A 16462-nucleotide genomic window follows, 5' to 3' on the forward strand; every position below is an offset into this window, starting at 1 on the left:
TCTGGAGGGTGTTACTTGACGAGTTCCAGGCTCGCGGCGATCTCGGTGAGGAGCTTCTCCGGGATCTGGGCGGCGCCGGCGTTCTTCGCGGCGACCTTCTGGCCGACGTCGCTTCCGATCCAGCCGAGGTAGGCGGTCGTCAGCTCCTTCTGCTTGGCGTCCTTGAACGTGGTGCAGAGGATTCCGTAGGAGACCAGCGGGATCGGGTAGGCCTCGGTGCCGGAGATGGCGGTGAAGTCGACCGTCTGAGCGAGGTCGCCCTTGATGCCGGTGTCGGTGGTCGACGCGGCAGCGTCGAACGCGGAGGTGACGGCCTCGGGGCTGAACGCCACGAAGTCCTTGCCCTTGACGCTGACGGACGCAGCCTTCAGCTCACCGATCGCGCTGTGGTCGGCGTAGCCGATGGTGCCGTCGCCGGCTCCGACCGCCTGCACGATACCGGAGGTGCCCTTCTGGGCGCTGGTGCCGGCGATCGGCCATGCGCTGTCGGCCGGGTAGGTCCAGACATCCTTGGCCGTCTGGCTCAGGAAGTTGGTGAACGTCTTGGTGGTTCCCGATCCGTCTGAACGCGTGACGGTGGTGATCGCCGTCGCGGGCAGCTTGGCGTCGGGGTTCTCCGCCGCGATGGCCGGGTCGTTCCAGGTGGTGATCGCCAGCGAGAAGATCTTCGCGAGGGTCTCGGCCGAGAGGTTCAGCTTGTCGACTCCGGCGAGGTTGTAGACGATGGCGACGCCGTCGAGGTAGATCGGCAGGTTGATCGCGCCGTTGGGGCCACAGAGGGTCGCAGCGGTCTGCTGGTCCTTCGTCAGGGGCGAGTCGCTGCCGGCGAAGTCGTAGCTACCAGCGGTCCAGTTGGTGACACCGCCACCGGAACCCTGCGACTTGTCGTAGTTGATGGTGACGCCCTTGGCCTGGGCGGTGAAGGCGGTGGTCCATGCGGCCTGGGCGTTCGCCTGGGCGCTGGAACCGCCGGCCGTGATGGTGCCGGAGAGCGAGCTGTAGTCGACCGCAGCGGCCGAAGGCGTTGCGGAGGTCGTCGCTGCGGGGGTGCTGCTGGCGCAGCCAGAAAGTGCGATAGCCGACGCGACCAGGATGGCCCCCGCCGTAGCAACATTCTTGAACTTCACTGTGTGTGGTCCCTTCAAAGTGGGTAGTGCCGGGTGACGTCTGAGACCACTTGCCGATCAGAAGATCGTTGAATGAAGCTGGATATCAGAAATGCACACTGGCGGGCCGGTGCTGGCCCTCAGAAAACGTAGCCGTGCATCGTGGCCAGATTGGCGCATTTCGGTAAACGGGAGGTGAACAGCGAGGAGTCCTCAGTGTGGGACGTGCGTCTCCACCGCGATGATCCCGGATCCCGGGCGCTCTCTCGACAAATGGATGACCGTGTAGCCGGCCACGGGCAGGTCGCCCGCCCGCGCAATGGAGGCGGGTTTCGTCGTACCTGTGGCGAGCGCGACCTCGCGCATGATCTCGGGCAATACCGGTCCGTGGCTGCAGAGAATGGCGGTCGCTCGGCGACGCACGCGCTTGCCGACGACGCTCCGGATGTCGCTGGTGCCGTTCTCGAAAGCGTCCTGGCTGATCGAGTCGGTCTTCTTGACGGGCAGGCCGAGCGCCTCGGCGGTCGGCGCGATCGTCTGCTGGCATCGCAGAGCCGTCGACGAACGCAACACGGTCGGACCGAACGCGCTGAGACCGGGAACGATGAACCGCGCCTCGTGCAGCCCGCGCTGCGTGAGCGGCCTCGCCGCATCCCGCCCGTCGAAGTCGAAGGCAGGGATGGCTTTGGCGTGACGCAGGGCGATAATCGCGAACGTGCTGATGAGGCCGTCGTCGACGAAGGCCTGGAAGCGCTTGAGGATCTCGGCGTCGCGCTTGTAGCTGATGGAGGTGAGCGCTCGGCTCACCGGCATCCACTCGAGCGCGGCGACCTCGCTGTTGGGCACGAACGTCGACGCGAGGACGGCCTCTTCGGTGACCTCGGCCGCCCAGTAGTGCACGACCTTCTCGCGATGGTTCGGCATGACGTAGTTGGTGACGCCGAGCGGCAAGCCCAGATTGACCTTGAGTCCGGTCTCTTCGGCTATCTCGCGTACAGCGGTCTGCGGAAGAACCTCACCCGGGTCGAGCTTTCCCTTGGGGAGCGAGACGTCTTTGTGGCGCGTGCGATGAATGAGGAGCACCAGGATCTTGCCGTCGACGATGCGCCAGCAGACCGCTCCTGCGGCGAAGACGGTCACAGCGACCGTTCCCCCGCCCGGCTCACCGGCTGATTCCCGTTCGCTTGCGACGCTTGGTGATCTGCTTCATGACGACGTCTTGCAGATCGACCAGGGGGTTGCCCTCGGCGTCGATGCTGCGTCGTACCCATTCCCCGTCGGGGCCAAGAGTCCACGACATGGTGTTCTCGTCCATGGCGAGGTCGAACAGCTCGCTGATCTCGCGCAGATGATCGGCGCTGGTGAGCCGCACCAGGGCTTCGACGCGACGGTCGAGGTTGCGGTGCATCATGTCGGCGCTGCCGATCCAGGTCTCGGGCTCTCCCGCGTTCACGAACGAGAAGATGCGCGAGTGCTCTAGATAGCGGCCCACGATCGAGCGCACCGTGATGTTCTCACTGAGACCGGGCACGCCGGGCTTGATCGCACAGATTCCGCGCACCCAGATCTCGACGGGAACGCCAGCCTGGCTGGCCCGGTAGAGCGCATCGATGATGGCCTCGTCGACGATCGAGTTGACCTTGATTCGGATGCCGGCGGGCAGCCCCTGCTCGACGTTGCTCGCCTCCTGGGCGATGCGCTTCAGCAGTCCCTTGCGAAGGTGCAACGGTGCGACGAGCAGACGCTTGAACTTCTTCTCGATCGCGTAGCCCGAGAGCTCGTTGAAGAGCCTGGTCAGGTCTTTGCCGACCTGGTCGTCGGCCGTCAGAAGGCCGAAGTCCTCGTAGATGCGGCTGGTCTTGGGGTTGTAGTTACCCGTTCCAATGTGACTGTAGTGGCGCAGCACGCCCTTCTCGCGGCGAATCACCAGCGCCAGCTTGCAGTGGGTCTTGAGACCGACAAGGCCGTACACGACGTGCACGCCGGCCTTCTCGAGCTTGCGGGCCCACGAGATGTTCGCCTGCTCGTCGAATCGCGCCTTGATCTCGACGAGGGCGAGAACCTGCTTGCCGGCCTCGGCCGCGTCGATGAGGGCCTCGACGATGGGGCTGTCGCCGGAGGTGCGGTACAGCGTCTGCTTGATGGCGAGCACGTGCGGATCAGCCGCGGCCTGCTCGAGGAACGCCTGAACGCTCGTCGCGAACGACTCGTAGGGGTGGTGCAGCAGCACGTCTTGGCGCGCGATCGCCTTGAAGATGTCGGGCTTCGCATTGGGCTCCGACGGCTGGAGAGCGACCGAGGTCGTGGGAACGCGCTTCGGATAGTGCAGCTCCGGGCGGTCGATCTTGGCCAGGTCGAAGAGGCCGGACAGGTCGAGGGGCGCAGGAAGTCGATAGACCTCCTGCTCGGTCACGTCGAGCTCACGAACGATCAACTCGAGCGTGCGGTCGTCCATGTCCTCGGTGACCTCGAGTCGAATGGGTGGCCCGAAGCGTCGACGCAGGAGCTCTTTCTCGAGAGCCTGGATCAGGTTCTCGGTCTCGTCTTCGTCGACCTCGACGTCTTCGTTGCGGGTCACTCGGAAGACGTGGTGATCGAGTACCTCCATGCCGGGGAAGAGGTGGCTCAGGTGGTTCGCGATCAGGTCTTCGAGCGCGATGAGACGCACGTTCGTCTCGTCTTCGGTCTCATCGACGCGGATGAAGCGCGGAATGACCTGGGGCACCTTGAGGCGGGCGAACTCCTCTTTGTCGATCTTGGTGTTGCGCACGCGGATCGAGAGGTTGAGCGAGAGTCCGGAGATGTAGGGGAAGGGGTGAGCCGGGTCGACGGCGAGGGGCATGAGCACGGGAAAGATCTGCGCCGAGAAGTAGTCGCTGAGGCGGGAGCGGTCGTCTTCGTCGAGGCTGTCCCAGGTGACGATGTGCACGCCGGCCTCGTCGAGTGCCGGCTTCACCAGGTCTTGGTATGCGCGGGCGTGCCGCAACTGCAGCTCGTGTGCGGCGCGCGAGATGTCTCCGAGAACATCGACCGGCTTGCGGCCGATGTTGGTGGGAACGGCGAGGCCGGTCGCGATGCGGCGCTTCAGGCCGGCCACGCGCACCATGAAGAACTCGTCGAGGTTCGACGAGAAGATCGCCAAGAAGTTGGTGCGCTCCAGCACGGGAAGCGTCGTGTCTTCGGCCAGTTCGAGCACGCGCGTGTTGAACGCCAGCCAGCTCAACTCGCGGTCGAGGTAGCGGCCTTCGGGAAGAGACGGGTCGTCGAGGATCTCGATGATCTCGTCGTCGTCGTCGAAGTCGGAGCCGAAGTTCGAGTCAAGGAGGATGTTGTCGCCGCTCATGGAAACATCATGTCATCCGGCGAGAGGGCGCCGGTACTGAACATCGACCGTATGGTCTGTGAATCCGAGTGAACGATAGAGATGCACGGCACCGACGTTGTCGGCATCGACGTAGAGTGCCGCCGTCGAGATGCCACCCTCGCGCAAGCGGTCGAAGGCCCGCTCCATGAGCATGCGCCCCAGACCGCGCCCCGCGTAGTCGCTATCGACCCCGACCACGTAGATCTCGCCCGGTTCGTCGGGGCCCTCCACCTTGAGCCAGTTGTAGGCGATGAGCTTGTCACCCTGGCGTGCGACGAGAAAATCATCGGCATCGAACCACGACTCCGCCATCCGTGCGTGCAGATCGTCGACGGTGATGGAGCCCTGCTCAGGATGATCGGCGAACACGCGGGCATTGAGCTCGACCCACGCCTCATCGTCGATGCCGGGGCGGAAAGCGTCGACGACGATCCCGTCGTCGCCAGCCGCCGCCCCAAGTCCGTCGTTCCCTGAGCCTGTCGAAGGGGAGCCGGGCACGGGCATCCGAAGCTGATAGAGCGTGCGAATCGGCTCGAAGCCGGTGCGTTCGGCCAGGATGCGACTGGCCGGGTGGTCGCCGTGCGCCCAGCCGGCGATGTCGGGCTCTGCACCGTCGAGGATGCGTTCGAGCAGAATGGTGCCGAGTCCGTTGCGGCGGAATTCGGGATCGACGACGAACTCGAATTCTCCATTGCCGATGAGAACCGCTCCCGCGATCACGTCGCCGTGCTCGGCGACGACGAGGCTTCGAGCGCCGGATGCCGCGTCGACGAGAGCCTGGTCGTTGAAGGGAGGTTGGCCGTCGACCATCGACGAGCGCGAGATCAGCCGGGTGAACGCCGCCCCGAGCTCGGCGGGATTACTTGCCCTGAGTTGCAGCGATGCGCTCATTGTCGTCTTCGAAGAAGTTGAATCGGTAGCCCACGTTGCGCACCGTGCCGATGAGCGACTCGAGATCGCCGAGCTTTGCGCGAAGGCGCCTCACGTGCACGTCGACCGTGCGCGTGCCGCCGAAGTAGTCGTATCCCCACACCTCGGAGAGGAGCTGCTCGCGAGTGAACACCCGAGACGGATGCATCGCGAAGAACCTCAGCAGCTCGAACTCCTTGAAGGTGAGGTCGAGTGGCCGGCCGTGCACTCTGGCCGAGTAGCTGGCCTCATCGATGACAACGCCCGAGGCCTGGATCTTCGACGTCGACTGGTCTTGCACCTGGCGGCCGATCGCCAGCCGGATACGCGTATCGACTTCTGCGGGGCCGGCCGTCTCGAGCACGACATCGGCCGCGCCCCAGTCGGCGCTGACGGCGGTGAGACCACCCTCGGTGATGATCAAGAGGATCGGAACGCCGATGCCGGTGGTCGTGAGGATCTTGCAGAGGGACCGGGCTGAGGCGAGATCGGTACGGGCGTCGACGAAGATGAGGTCGCAGTTGGGGGTGTTCACCAGCTGCGCGGGTTCTGCAGGGATCTGCCGGGCGCGGTGACTCAGGAGAGACAGTGCGGGCAGAACCTCGCGGTCGACCGCAGAGGTCAGTATCAACAGCTGCGCCACGTATGGTCCTCCAAGAAAGCCTGCCGTCATACTATCGGGCAGAATGGGAGGGTGAGCCTCCTGATGAAGAGCGTAGTGCCGGTCTGGCTGGTGGCCGTGCTCGGCGCCATCTCGGTCGCCGTGCTCGCCGAGCCCGAGAACTATCTCGTCTTTCTTCCCGTGGTGCTGGGGGTGACCACGCTGCTGACCTTCGGCATCCAATTGGGTATCAGGCGCAAAGAGGGGTACGTCAATCGTGTGACGGCCAGCGTCACCGGCGCCGTCGTCGTTCTGATCCTGGCCACGATCGTGCTCGCACCCATCTCCTTCTCCGCCTGATCCCCGAGCGCCCCGATCGGGGAGTCGGGTTAGGATCGAGGCATGGAATCGTATGTGGCGCTCGAACTATTCTTCGTGGGACTCCTGGGTCTCGCGAGCCTGGCCATCGCCTGGATCTCGGGCATGGTCATCTTCAAGCTCTTCCGCGGCCAGCGCTGATCGTGATCGAGCTGCCCATCGGGCTCAACGCCGAACTGGTTCCGCTCTCGTGGCTCATCGGTGTCTGGGAAGGCACGGGAGTCATCGACTACACGGTCGGTGACGAGAAGGTCACGCGCGAATTCGGCCAGCGTGTGAGCTTCAGCCAAGACGGTCTTCCCCATCTCAACTACAACTCCTATGCCTGGCTTCTGGGCGAAGGCGATGACGAGCCCACTCCGCTCGCTACCGAGACCGGCTATTGGCGGCTCAGCAGGCCGCTGGTCGACGCCGATCCCGGTCCGGGAATGCTGCCCGGTGCCGAGCAGAAGCCCTTCACGACCGCCGACGAGGTCGAGACCCTGCGCAACGCGACGAACGGATTCGATGTCGAGGTCGCGCTCGTGCACCCCGGGGGAGTGATGGAGCTCTACATCGGCCAGGTCGCCGGCGCCCGCATCGATCTCTCGACCGACGCCGTCGTGCGCTCGCATGGAGCCAAGGAGTATGCGGCTGCTACCCGCATCTACGGGCTCGTCGACTCCCACCTTCTCTGGGCCTGGGACATCGCCGCCCTCGGACAAGACCTCCGCACTCACGCATCCGCTCGTCTCGCCAAGACAGATTGACCTCGATGACCTCCGCAGGCTCCCCGTTCCTCGCCCTTCCCGGCGCAGTCGACTCGGCGGCGGCCGACCAGGGCGTTCCGGCCCACTACGGCAATCCCGTCGCTGAGCAGCGTGCGCTGCTGGCCGGGGCGATCGTTGACCTCTCTCACCGGGGGGTCATCTCCGTCAGCGGAGCCGACCGCCTCACATGGCTGAATTCGCTCACGAGCCAGAGCCTCCTCCGTCTCGCTCCCGGAGAGTCGACGGAGTCTCTGCTGCTCGGAGTCTCGGGCCGTGTCGAGTTCGACATGCGCGTCATCGATGACGGCGACACCGCATGGCTGCTCGTCGATGCCGACGAACTGCCCGCGTTGCTCGCCTGGCTACTCAAGATGCGTTTCACGCTGCGGGTCGTCATCGCCGATCGAACGAACGAATTCGCGACGGTGGGGTCGATCGGCGCCTCGAACGAGGTGCTGGATCCTGCGGCCGCCTCGCCGAATGGCCTCGCTTTGATCTGGCGCGACCCGTGGGCCAGCGTCTCAGAGGGCGGGCACCAGTACGCCCAGGTGGCCGACCACCCCGGAGCGGAATGGCTCTGGCGGGAGACTCTCGTGAACCGTGAAGCACTCGCCTCGCTGGCCGACCGCGTTCGTGACCGGGAGGTAGCGACCGCAGGCGTTCTTGCGGCCGAGGCCCTGCGCATCGCCGCGTGGCGGCCGCGCCGTGCCACCGAGAGCGACGAGAAGACCATCCCTCACGAGCTCGACTGGATGCGCTCCGCCGTGCACCTGTCGAAAGGGTGTTACAGAGGTCAAGAAACCGTGGCGAAAGTGCACAACCTCGGCCACCCGCCGCGCCGTCTGGTCTTCCTTCATCTCGATGGAACCGACAACGTCCTTCCCCAGCCCGGAGACGACGTGGTGCTGCCCGCTCAGGCGGACGCCGCCGGAGGCGACCCCGACGTCGTCGGCCAGGTGACCTCGAGCGCCATCCACTACGAGCTCGGACCGATCGCGCTCGCGGTGGTTCGTCGCTCGACACCGGTCGATCCCGACCTCGGTGTGCTCAGCGACGGCATCGTCGTCGCAGCGGGCCAGGAGGTCATCGTGCCGCCGGAGGCCGGAAGCGTCGTCGGTCGCATCAGGCGCATGCCTCGACTCGGCGTGATGCGGCGCTAACGCGCCGTGCGCCACCTCCCGAAGCCGGGCGCGGCAGCACGCGGGCTGCGGCGAGCCGTCGCATCGAGCGGTCTGCCGGGCACCGTGTACGCGCCGGGTGCATCCATCGACCGGCTCACGACGAGCCTCCCCGCGATCGTGCAGATCGTCATCGCCGTCGTCATCTCGTTCTCGATCTCTCGCTACCTGCTCGGCCATCCCGCCCCGGTCACGGCCGTCACCGTCACGATCTCCAGCCTCGGCTTCATGCGGGATGCCCGCCCGCTTCGCGTGGTCGAGACCGCTCTGGGCGTCACCCTGGGTATCGCTCTGAGCGAGGCGATCGTGCTCGGTTTCGGTCAGGGCGTGTGGCAGCTCGCCGTCGCTCTCGGCGTGACTCTGACCGTGGCGAGGCTGCTCTCTCCCGCCGCGTCGTTCGCGATCGTCGCCGGCGTGCAGTCCGTGCTCGTGGCGGTTCTGCCCGTGCAGGCCGGCGGTCCGTTCACCCGAACGATCGACGGGGTGATCGGCGGAACCATCGCGCTTCTCTGCACCGCGCTGATTCCGCGCGACCCTCGGCGCGGGGCACTGCGCGACGCGAAGCGGTTCCTCTCCGCCTACATCGACGTGGTGGCCTCGTTGGTGGCCGTGCTGCGCGTCGGCAGTGAGACCGAGACCGACCGGGTGCTCGAGCAGGCCCGCCGAACGCAGCCTCTGGTCGACTCGTGGCGCGCGTCGCTCGACTCGGCGATGGCCGTCGCCCGTATCTCACCGTTTCTGCGCAAACACCTCGTCGAGTTGAAGCGGCAGCACGTGATGCAGCAGAACATGGATCTCGCCATGCGCAACCTGCGTGTGGTCACGCGCCGGCTCGCCGTGCTCGACAGAGACGGCCGGCCCCGACCCGAGATCGCCGAGCTGCTGTCGGGGGTCGTGAGCAGCGTCAATCTGCTGTCGCAGAGTCTTGCCGAACCCGAGCTCGTGCCGTTGGTCCGGCAGAACCTCATCCTCATCGCCGTCAGACTGCATCCCGCGAAGCTGCTTCCGGGGCAGCCCCTGGCCGAGACCTCGGTCGTCTTCGCCATGAGACCGCTGGTGATGGATCTTCTGATGGCTTCCGGGCTCACCGCCGACGAGGCGCGGGCGGCCATGCCCGACATGTCGATCTGACGCTCGTGGTCAGGCGGGCGCGACCTGCGCCCACGGAACCGTCAACTCGCCGAGCCGCCTGCGCGAGCGGGCGCCGAGAACCGACCAGCCACCGGCATCCAGAGCCTCGACCGACGCGAGCCATCGCTGAGTCGCGCCGTACACGCCCACCCCGGCGTTGTGCTGCCACGCCCTGTCGAGATCGCTGAGCAGGGCGTGGATCGGCTGGCCGGGCACATTGTGATGGATGAGTGCCTTCGGCAGTCTCTCTGCGACGATCGATGGCTTCTCGAGCTCGGCGAGACGCAGGGAGATCGTGAACGTCTGCGGACCCGCCGATGTGACAGCCGCCCAGCTCGCGACACGACCGATCTCGTTGCAGGTGCCCTCCACGAGAACCCCGTCAGGCTGCAGCCTCGCGACCATGCGCGACCAGGCGTCTCCGACCTCGGACTCGTCGTATTGGCGCAGCACGTTGAAGGCGCGGATGACCGAGGCTCGTCGGCCGTCGGGGAGCGGCGTCTCGAATCCTCCGAGCGCGAACGAGACGCGCGCGTCTGATGCGAACGTCGTGGAGCCGGCTCGCACCGCCTCGAGCTGCTCGGTGGCCCGACGCACCCTCTCGGGAGAGATCTCGAACCCGATGACCTCGACCTCCGGGCGAACCCGGGCGAGGCGCTGGTGCAGCTCGAGCGCGGTCACGCCGCTGGCTCCGTAGCCTAGGTCGACGACGAGAGGGTCGACCGCGCGACGGAGAGCGGGCAGCGTCGTGATGAAACGGTCGACTCGACGAAGACGATTGGTATTCGTCGTTCCCCGCGTGATTTCACCGATCGGCATGCATCCAGTTCACCATGAAAGCGCGTGGCCGCCGCCCCTAGACTTGTGAGCATGTCTACGCCTTATACCTTGATATTGCTGCGCCACGGCAACAGCGACTGGAACCAGAAGAACCTCTTCACCGGCTGGGTCGATGTGCACCTCAGCGAGCAGGGAGTCGCCGAAGCGAAGCGCGCCGGCGAGCTGCTCGCCTCGTCGGGCGTCCTGCCCGACATCCTGTACACATCGGTGCTGTCCCGCGCCATCGAGACCGCCAACCTCGCGCTCGCGGAGGCCGACCGGCAGTGGATCGACGTCAAGCGCAGCTGGCGCCTCAACGAGCGCCACTACGGCGCTCTGCAGGGCAAAGACAAGGCGCAGACGCTCGAGGAGTACGGTCCCGAGAAGTTCCAGACGTGGCGCCGCTCGTTCGACGTGCCGCCGCCGCCCATCGACGACGACGCGGAGTACTCGCAGGTGGGCGATCCCCGCTACGCGAACATCGATGGCGAGGTGCCCCGCACCGAGTGCCTCAAAGACGTCATCGAGCGCATGCTGCCGTACTGGCACTCGGACATCACAGGAGATCTCGCTGCGGGCAAGGTCGTGCTGGTCACCGCGCACGGCAACTCGCTGCGCGCGTTGATAAAGCACCTCGACGGAATCTCGGACGACGACATCGCCGAGCTGAACGTCCCGACGGGAATCCCGCTGGTCTACAAGCTCGACGAGAACTTCGTTCCCATCGAGCCCGCGGCATACCTCGACCCCGAGGCGGCTGCGGCCGGCGCTGCGGCCGTCGCGAATCAGGGCAAGAAGTAACCTCGCCGAAGTGTTGTTCAGATGACCGGTCCGCGCTCCGCGGGCCGGTCATTCTGCTGTGTAAAGGGTGAATGCTGCCGAACCTGCTGCGGCGCGGTGGGGTGGGCAGCGGAACCGGCACGGCGGCCCTGCATCCGCGACGCGAGGACACCGGCCCAGACGACGACAGGACCGGCCGCCACGAGGCGGTCGGTCCTGTCGACAGAGTGCGAAGAGCTATTCGGCTGCGCCGGCCCAGTCGCCCGTGGCGAGGTACTGCACCTTCTTGGCGATGGCCACAGCGTGGTCGCCGAAGCGCTCGTGGTAGCGGCTGGCCAGCGTCACGTCGACGGTGTCGACAGCGCCGCCCTTCCAGGTCTCTCCGAGCACCGCGTCGAACACGCTCACGTGCAACTCGTCGAGCGAGTCGTCGTCTTCGCGGATGACCTCAACGAGCGCGAGGTCTTCGTTCGTGAGAAGCACGGTGAGGTTCTTCGCCATGTTGACGTCGAGACGGCCCATCTCGGTGAACGTGCCTCGGAGGCTCTTCTTGACGACCTTGTCGGGGTAGCGGTAGCGCGCGAGCTGCGCGATGTGCTCGGCGAGGTCGCCCATACGCTCGAGCGACGCGGAGATGCGGAGGGCGCTGACGACGATGCGCAGGTCGCGGGCGACCGGCTGCTGCAGGGCCAGGATGTTGATGGCCAGCTCGTCGAGGCTCACGGCGAGGGCATCGATCTTGTGGTCTTCGGCGATGACGGACTCGGCGAGCGAGACGTTCGACTCGTTGAACGCTGTCGTGGCGTTGGTGATCGCGACGGTCACGAGAGACGAGATCTCGACCAGGCGGTCCTGTACCTCCCGCAGCTCCTGCTGGAATACTTCGCGCATGCGTAAGGTCCTTTCACGGATTCGTCTCGACGCTCGGTAGAACGACTTTTTGTGCAGCATCGAGGGGAGAGGCGTCGACTGACGCCCGGATCATTCTGGCGAGAACAGGTTAACGGATGGTGCCGAAGACTTGAACAATCGGGAAAATGGCCCCTGTTACTCGTCGCTCGTGAATTGTCCCATGACTCGAGTCGTTAGTGTTGGGGTCATGGATTCAGGCTGGCTGGTGCTGCTTTCCGTGGCATTCGGCCTGGTCGTTGGGGGCGGATTCATGGTGCTCTTCCACGTAGCCGAACGTCGGGGCAATTCGGCCGTCGATGTCGTCAATCCTGCGGTCCCAGACGGCGTCGGTCAAGTCCTCGATGCGCTGGAATCTGCGGGCGTCGTCCTCGACCCGTCGAACAACGTGGTCAAGGCGTCGCCGGGCGCCATGTCGACCGGACTCGTCTCGCAGCAGGTACTGGTGCACACCGAGCTCATCGATCTGGTCAACCGGGTGCGCTCCACGGGCGAGCCCATTGTGCAGCCCGTCGAACTCGCGCGCGGGCCGTTCGGCGACGCGAGCATGCATTTTCTCGTGCGCGTCGCGCGGCTGGGGTCGAGGTACATCCTGCTCCTCGCCGAAGACCACTCCGAGACCTTCCGTCTCGACGAGGTGCGGCGTGACTTCATCGCGAACATCAGCCACGAATTGAAGACGCCCATCGGAGCCATCGCCCTGCTCTCCGAGGCGCTCGATCCAGCCGCCGACGATCCCGAGCAGGTGCGCCGCTTCGCGAAGCGGCTGCACACCGAGGCGGCGAGACTCACCCGCATAACCCAGGAGATCATCGAGCTCTCGCGGCTGCAGGCAGCAGACACCCTGCTCTCGGCAGAACTGCTCGATGTCGACCACCTGATCGCTGCGGCGATGGATCAGAATCACGTTCAGGCAGAATTGCGCGGCACGACCCTGGTGAAGGGCGGAGCCAAACATGTCGAGGTGTTCGGTGACGAATCGCTGCTGATCATGGCCCTGCACAACCTCGTGGGCAACGCCATCCAATATTCGCTCGACAACTCGCGCGTCGGGATCGGGGTGCGTGTCGAAAACGGTGTCGTCGAGATCGCGGTCACCGATCAGGGCCTCGGTATCGCGAGCGACGATCTCGACCGTGTATTCGAGCGGTTCTTCCGGGTAGATCAGGCGCGTTCGCGCAATACCGGAGGCACCGGACTCGGACTGAGTATCGTCAAGCACGTGGTCGAGAATCACGGCGGCGATGTCAGGGTCTGGTCGCAGCTCGGCCGAGGTTCAACTTTCACGATCAGGCTTCCCGAGGCGTCTACCGTCGCCATCGCACCACAAGGAGATTCACGATGACCCACATTCTTCTCGTCGAAGACGAAGACGCACTCAGCGAGCCGCTCGCATACCTCCTTCGCCGCGAGGGCTATACGGTGACGGTGGCGGCCGACGGGCCCGCCGCCATCGCCGAATTCGACCGCGGCGGAGTCGAGCTCGTTCTGCTCGACCTGATGATCCCCGGCATTCCGGGAACCGAGGTGTGTCGAGAGATCCGTACGCGCAGCTCCGTGCCCATCATCATGCTCACGGCCAAGGACTCCGAGATCGACATCGTCGTCGGGCTCGAGCTGGGGGCAGACGACTACGTCACCAAGCCGTACTCGACGCGCGAGCTGCTGGCGCGCATCCGGGCGATCATGCGCCGACAGACCGAGCCGAGCGACCTCGCCGAGCCCGTACTCGAGAGCGGTCCCGTGCAAATGGATATCGAGCGGCACACCGTGCGAGTGAACGGCGTCGACACCGCTATGCCACTCAAGGAGTTCGAGCTCCTCGAGCTGTTGCTCCGCAACGCCGGACGTGTGCTCACGCGCGGTCAGCTCATCGACCGGGTCTGGGGTTCGGACTACTTCGGCGACACGAAGACCCTCGACGTGCACATCAAGCGCATCCGCTCGAAGATCGAGGAGGTTCCGTCGGAGCCCACTCTGCTCGTGACAGTACGGGGACTCGGCTACCGCTTCGAGGCCTGACATTGTTCGGGTCACCGAGGAGGCACAGCCGCTCGGTCACCCGCCAGGCTATGGTGCGGGCGTCGCCTCAGGCGCAGGAGCCTCGGGGGTTGCGGTAGGCGCGGGCGTCGTCGACGGAACGGGCGTCGGCGTGACCGTGGGCAGAGGAGTGGGGGCGAGGTCCGTGTACTCCTCGAAGTCCGTTGTCAGGACGGGGATCAAAAGCTGCGTCCCCTCGACGTCGCCGTACTGGAAGTAGACGGGGAAGAGCGATCCGGCAGTCGCGGTGATGCCGCGCAGGACGACCTGCGTCTCGTCGTCTGCTCCGAAGCTCGTGTTGCCATTGCCGGCGACGGGAACGGTGAGTTCTGCCTTCGCGCCGTCTGCCTCGTACTGGATGGTGAGGGCGCGGCTCTCTTTTGCGCTGTTGCTGAAGGTCACGAGCAGGCTCGCGTTCTCGCCGTCGTCGCTGATGAGGGTCGCATTCCGGATGTCGACCGTTCCAACTTTTCCGTTGACGCCGTTCGCCGCCTCGACGATCTTTGTGGTCGCCTGCGGGGTGATGAATGCGCAGCCGGCTGTGCCGACCCCAATAAGGGCGGCCATGGCCAGTGCGGCCCCGAGTCGTGCTCTCACAAGTTCCTCCAGAAGTGGTTCGGCGCGGACTCCTCTGGAGGCCGGACGCGGACTCCTCTAGCCTACCGAATCGCGGGCCGTGCAATCGGCGTCCCGTGCGGGCTGCAGGGGCGGCGGCGCCCTCAACGACCCGGGCGAAAAGGAGCGTCGTGGTATCCTGGTCGTTGTTGAAGGGATTCCATCGATGATTTTCGAAGTCGGCGAGACTGTCGTCTACCCCCACCACGGTGCGGCTACGATTTCCGAGGTCAAGACCCGCATCATCAAGGGTGAAGAGAAGATCTACCTCAAGCTCCGCGTCGCGCAGGGCGATCTGACTATCGAGGTGCCCGCCGAGAACGTCGAGTTGGTCGGTGTACGAGACGTCATCGGCAGAGAAGGCGTCGACCGCGTATTCGACGTGCTGCGTGCACCGTTCACCGAAGAGCCGACGAACTGGTCACGCCGTTACAAGGCCAACCTCGAGAAGCTCGCGTCAGGCGACGTCATCAAGGTCAGTGAGGTCGTGCGCGATCTGTGGCGCCGCGACCAAGACCGCGGGCTGTCGGCCGGAGAGAAGCGCATGCTGGCCAAGGCGCGTCAGATCCTCATCTCCGAACTCGCGCTCGCCGAGAAGACAGACGAAGAGAAGGCCTCACTGGTTCTCGACGAGGTTCTGGCCTCCTAGGTCGTGACTCCTCCTACGTTGGCGCCCCGCGTCGCGATCATCGTCGTGGCCGCCGGCAGCGGCACCCGCCTGGGCGAGCCGCTTCCGAAGGCGTTCGTCGAACTCGACGGTCGCAGCATCCTCTCGAGATCCCTCGATCCCATCTTCGGTCTCGCCGATCCCGTGCAGATCGTGGTGGTGGCTCCGCTGAGCCACCTCGATCACGCGCGCGACATCGTGACGCTGAGCGCGGGTTCGGCATCGGATGCCTGCAGCGTGGTCGTCGGAGGAGACTCGCGTCAGGCTTCTGTCGCCTCGGGCCTCGCAGCTCTCCTTCCCTCGATCGAGATCGTGCTCGTGCATGACGCGGCCCGTGCTCTCGCGCCCGGGGTACTCTTCGAGAGGCTCATCGCCGAGGTCGACATCGCCGGACGCGGGGTGATCCCTGGACTGGCCGTGAGCGACACGATCAAGCGTGTCGACGCATCCTCGACCGTGCTCGAGACCGTCGACCGGTCGCAGCTGTCGGCCGTGCAGACCCCGCAGGCTTTTCCCCGATCCGAGCTCGTGGCGGCATACGAGGCGGCAGATCGCGAGTTCACCGACGACGCAGCGTTGATCCAGCACGCCGGCGGATCGGTCGCCATCGTCGATGGAGATCCTCTCGCGTTCAAGATCACGACCCCGTGGGACCTGCGCCGAGCCCACCAGCTGCTGGCCGAGCGGTCGCCCTCGACCTGGCCACCGGCATCCGCGCCTGCTGTTCGAACCGGTGTGGGCATCGACGCGCACGCCCTCGATGCTGCGCAGCCGCTCTGGCTCGCGGGCCTCTTCTGGCCCGGCGAGGCCGGCCTCGCGGGGCACAGTGACGGCGATGCGGTCGCTCACGCCCTATGCGATGCGCTGCTCTCCGCCGCGGGTCTCGGAGACATCGGGGGCATCTTCGGCGTCGACGATCCTCGACTCGAGGGCGCCCACGCAGATGTCTTCGTGCTCGAGACCGTGCGACTGCTCGCGGTCGCCGGGTTCGCGCCGTCGAACGTGTCGGTGCAATTGGTGGGTAACCGCCCGCGCTTCGCGCCGCGTAAGCGGGAGGCCGAGCAACACCTCTCGGCTCTGGTCGGCTGCGCTGTCTCTGTCTCGGCGACAACGACGGATTCGATGGGATTCACGGGCAGGGGAGAGGGCGTCGCCGCCATCGCCACCGCTCTCATCGTGGAAGCGACTCGCCCCGCCGCTGGTTCGGGCACGTAAC

Annotated in this window: 17 protein-coding genes; 9 read left to right on the forward strand and 8 right to left on the reverse strand. The window is 65.7% G+C overall.

The genetic code is table 11. The annotated features are described in order from the left end of the window. Positions 1 to 11 precede the first annotated feature (11 nt). The 5 genes from CCK87_RS13415 to CCK87_RS13435 form a co-directional block, all read right to left on the reverse strand. Entirely contained in the window at positions 12 to 1127 is a 1116-nt protein-coding gene (locus CCK87_RS13415) for a phosphate ABC transporter substrate-binding protein PstS (RefSeq protein ID WP_086461848.1), read from the reverse strand. 192 nt (positions 1128 to 1319) lie between these two features. Beyond that, positions 1320 to 2246 (reverse strand): NUDIX domain-containing protein, encoded by a 927-nt coding sequence (locus CCK87_RS13420; protein ID WP_086461849.1) that lies wholly within the window; start codon positions 2244 to 2246, stop codon positions 1320 to 1322. Between the two features lie 22 nt (positions 2247 to 2268). After that, positions 2269 to 4449, reverse strand: a complete 2181-nt coding sequence (locus CCK87_RS13425) for an RNA degradosome polyphosphate kinase (RefSeq protein WP_086461850.1) — start codon at positions 4447 to 4449, stop codon at positions 2269 to 2271. A 12-nt stretch (positions 4450 to 4461) separates the two neighbouring features. Further along, positions 4462 to 5361 (reverse strand): mycothiol synthase, encoded by a 900-nt coding sequence (gene mshD / locus CCK87_RS13430; protein WP_086461851.1) that lies wholly within the window; start codon positions 5359 to 5361, stop codon positions 4462 to 4464. After that, a complete protein-coding gene (locus tag CCK87_RS13435) occupies positions 5330 to 6022 on the reverse strand; it encodes a response regulator transcription factor (RefSeq protein ID WP_170927283.1) in 693 nt (230 codons plus the stop codon). Before CCK87_RS13435 ends, mshD begins: the two co-directional genes overlap by 32 nt. Positions 6023 to 6085: 63 nt before the next feature. On the opposite strand from CCK87_RS13435, the gene CCK87_RS13440 reads away from it, so the two are divergent. From CCK87_RS13440 to CCK87_RS13455, 4 genes are all read left to right on the forward strand, one after another. Continuing rightward, complete coding sequence (locus tag CCK87_RS13440; protein WP_140162846.1) at positions 6086 to 6340, forward strand: hypothetical protein; 255 nt, start codon at positions 6086 to 6088, stop codon at positions 6338 to 6340. A gap of 161 nt (positions 6341 to 6501) precedes the next feature. Further along, the gene (locus CCK87_RS13445; RefSeq protein ID WP_086461854.1) at positions 6502 to 7107 is read left to right on the forward strand and encodes an FABP family protein; all 606 of its coding nucleotides are present in this window, start codon (positions 6502 to 6504) and stop codon (positions 7105 to 7107) included. Positions 7108 to 7112: 5 nt separating this feature from the next. Next, positions 7113 to 8267, forward strand: a complete 1155-nt coding sequence (locus tag CCK87_RS13450; protein ID WP_086461855.1) for a folate-binding protein YgfZ — start codon at positions 7113 to 7115, stop codon at positions 8265 to 8267. A 6-nt stretch (positions 8268 to 8273) separates the two neighbouring features. Then, on the forward strand, positions 8274 to 9416 hold the full coding sequence (locus CCK87_RS13455; protein ID WP_086461856.1) for an FUSC family protein: 1143 nt from the start codon (positions 8274 to 8276) through the stop codon (positions 9414 to 9416). Positions 9417 to 9425: 9 nt separating this feature from the next. Here CCK87_RS13455 and CCK87_RS13460 read toward each other — a convergent pair whose 3' ends face one another. Next, the gene (locus CCK87_RS13460; RefSeq protein ID WP_086461857.1) at positions 9426 to 10235 is read right to left on the reverse strand and encodes a class I SAM-dependent methyltransferase; all 810 of its coding nucleotides are present in this window, start codon (positions 10233 to 10235) and stop codon (positions 9426 to 9428) included. 51 nt (positions 10236 to 10286) lie between these two features. Here CCK87_RS13460 and CCK87_RS13465 point away from each other — a divergent pair, with 51 nt between their 5' ends. Next, a complete protein-coding gene (locus CCK87_RS13465) occupies positions 10287 to 11036 on the forward strand; it encodes a phosphoglyceromutase (protein ID WP_086461858.1) in 750 nt (249 codons plus the stop codon). Positions 11037 to 11252: 216 nt separating this feature from the next. Here CCK87_RS13465 and phoU read toward each other — a convergent pair whose 3' ends face one another. Beyond that, positions 11253 to 11906, reverse strand: coding sequence for a phosphate signaling complex protein PhoU (phoU, locus tag CCK87_RS13470; protein WP_085485071.1), 654 nt, complete (start codon positions 11904 to 11906; stop codon positions 11253 to 11255). 208 nt (positions 11907 to 12114) lie between these two features. Here phoU and CCK87_RS13475 point away from each other — a divergent pair, with 208 nt between their 5' ends. After that, positions 12115 to 13269: an ATP-binding protein gene (locus CCK87_RS13475; protein ID WP_086461859.1), complete on the forward strand. Its 1155-nt coding sequence runs from the start codon at positions 12115 to 12117 to the stop codon at positions 13267 to 13269. Then, positions 13266 to 13946, forward strand: a complete 681-nt coding sequence (locus tag CCK87_RS13480) for a response regulator transcription factor (RefSeq protein WP_086461860.1) — start codon at positions 13266 to 13268, stop codon at positions 13944 to 13946. The genes CCK87_RS13475 and CCK87_RS13480 overlap by 4 nt, the downstream gene beginning before the upstream one ends. 48 nt (positions 13947 to 13994) lie before the next feature. Here CCK87_RS13480 and CCK87_RS13485 read toward each other — a convergent pair whose 3' ends face one another. Continuing rightward, positions 13995 to 14561: a hypothetical protein gene (locus CCK87_RS13485; protein WP_140162847.1), complete on the reverse strand. Its 567-nt coding sequence runs from the start codon at positions 14559 to 14561 to the stop codon at positions 13995 to 13997. 184 nt (positions 14562 to 14745) lie between these two features. Here CCK87_RS13485 and CCK87_RS13490 point away from each other — a divergent pair, with 184 nt between their 5' ends. Continuing rightward, positions 14746 to 15228, forward strand: coding sequence for a CarD family transcriptional regulator (locus tag CCK87_RS13490; protein ID WP_044440174.1), 483 nt, complete (start codon positions 14746 to 14748; stop codon positions 15226 to 15228). Between the two features lie 3 nt (positions 15229 to 15231). Next, the gene (gene ispD, locus CCK87_RS13495) at positions 15232 to 16461 is read left to right on the forward strand and encodes a 2-C-methyl-D-erythritol 4-phosphate cytidylyltransferase (RefSeq protein WP_170927284.1); all 1230 of its coding nucleotides are present in this window, start codon (positions 15232 to 15234) and stop codon (positions 16459 to 16461) included. Position 16462 lies beyond the last annotated feature (1 nt).

This window comes from Agreia sp. VKM Ac-1783 (assembly GCF_900177765.1).
In the GTDB taxonomy this organism is placed as follows: domain Bacteria; phylum Actinomycetota; class Actinomycetes; order Actinomycetales; family Microbacteriaceae; genus Agreia.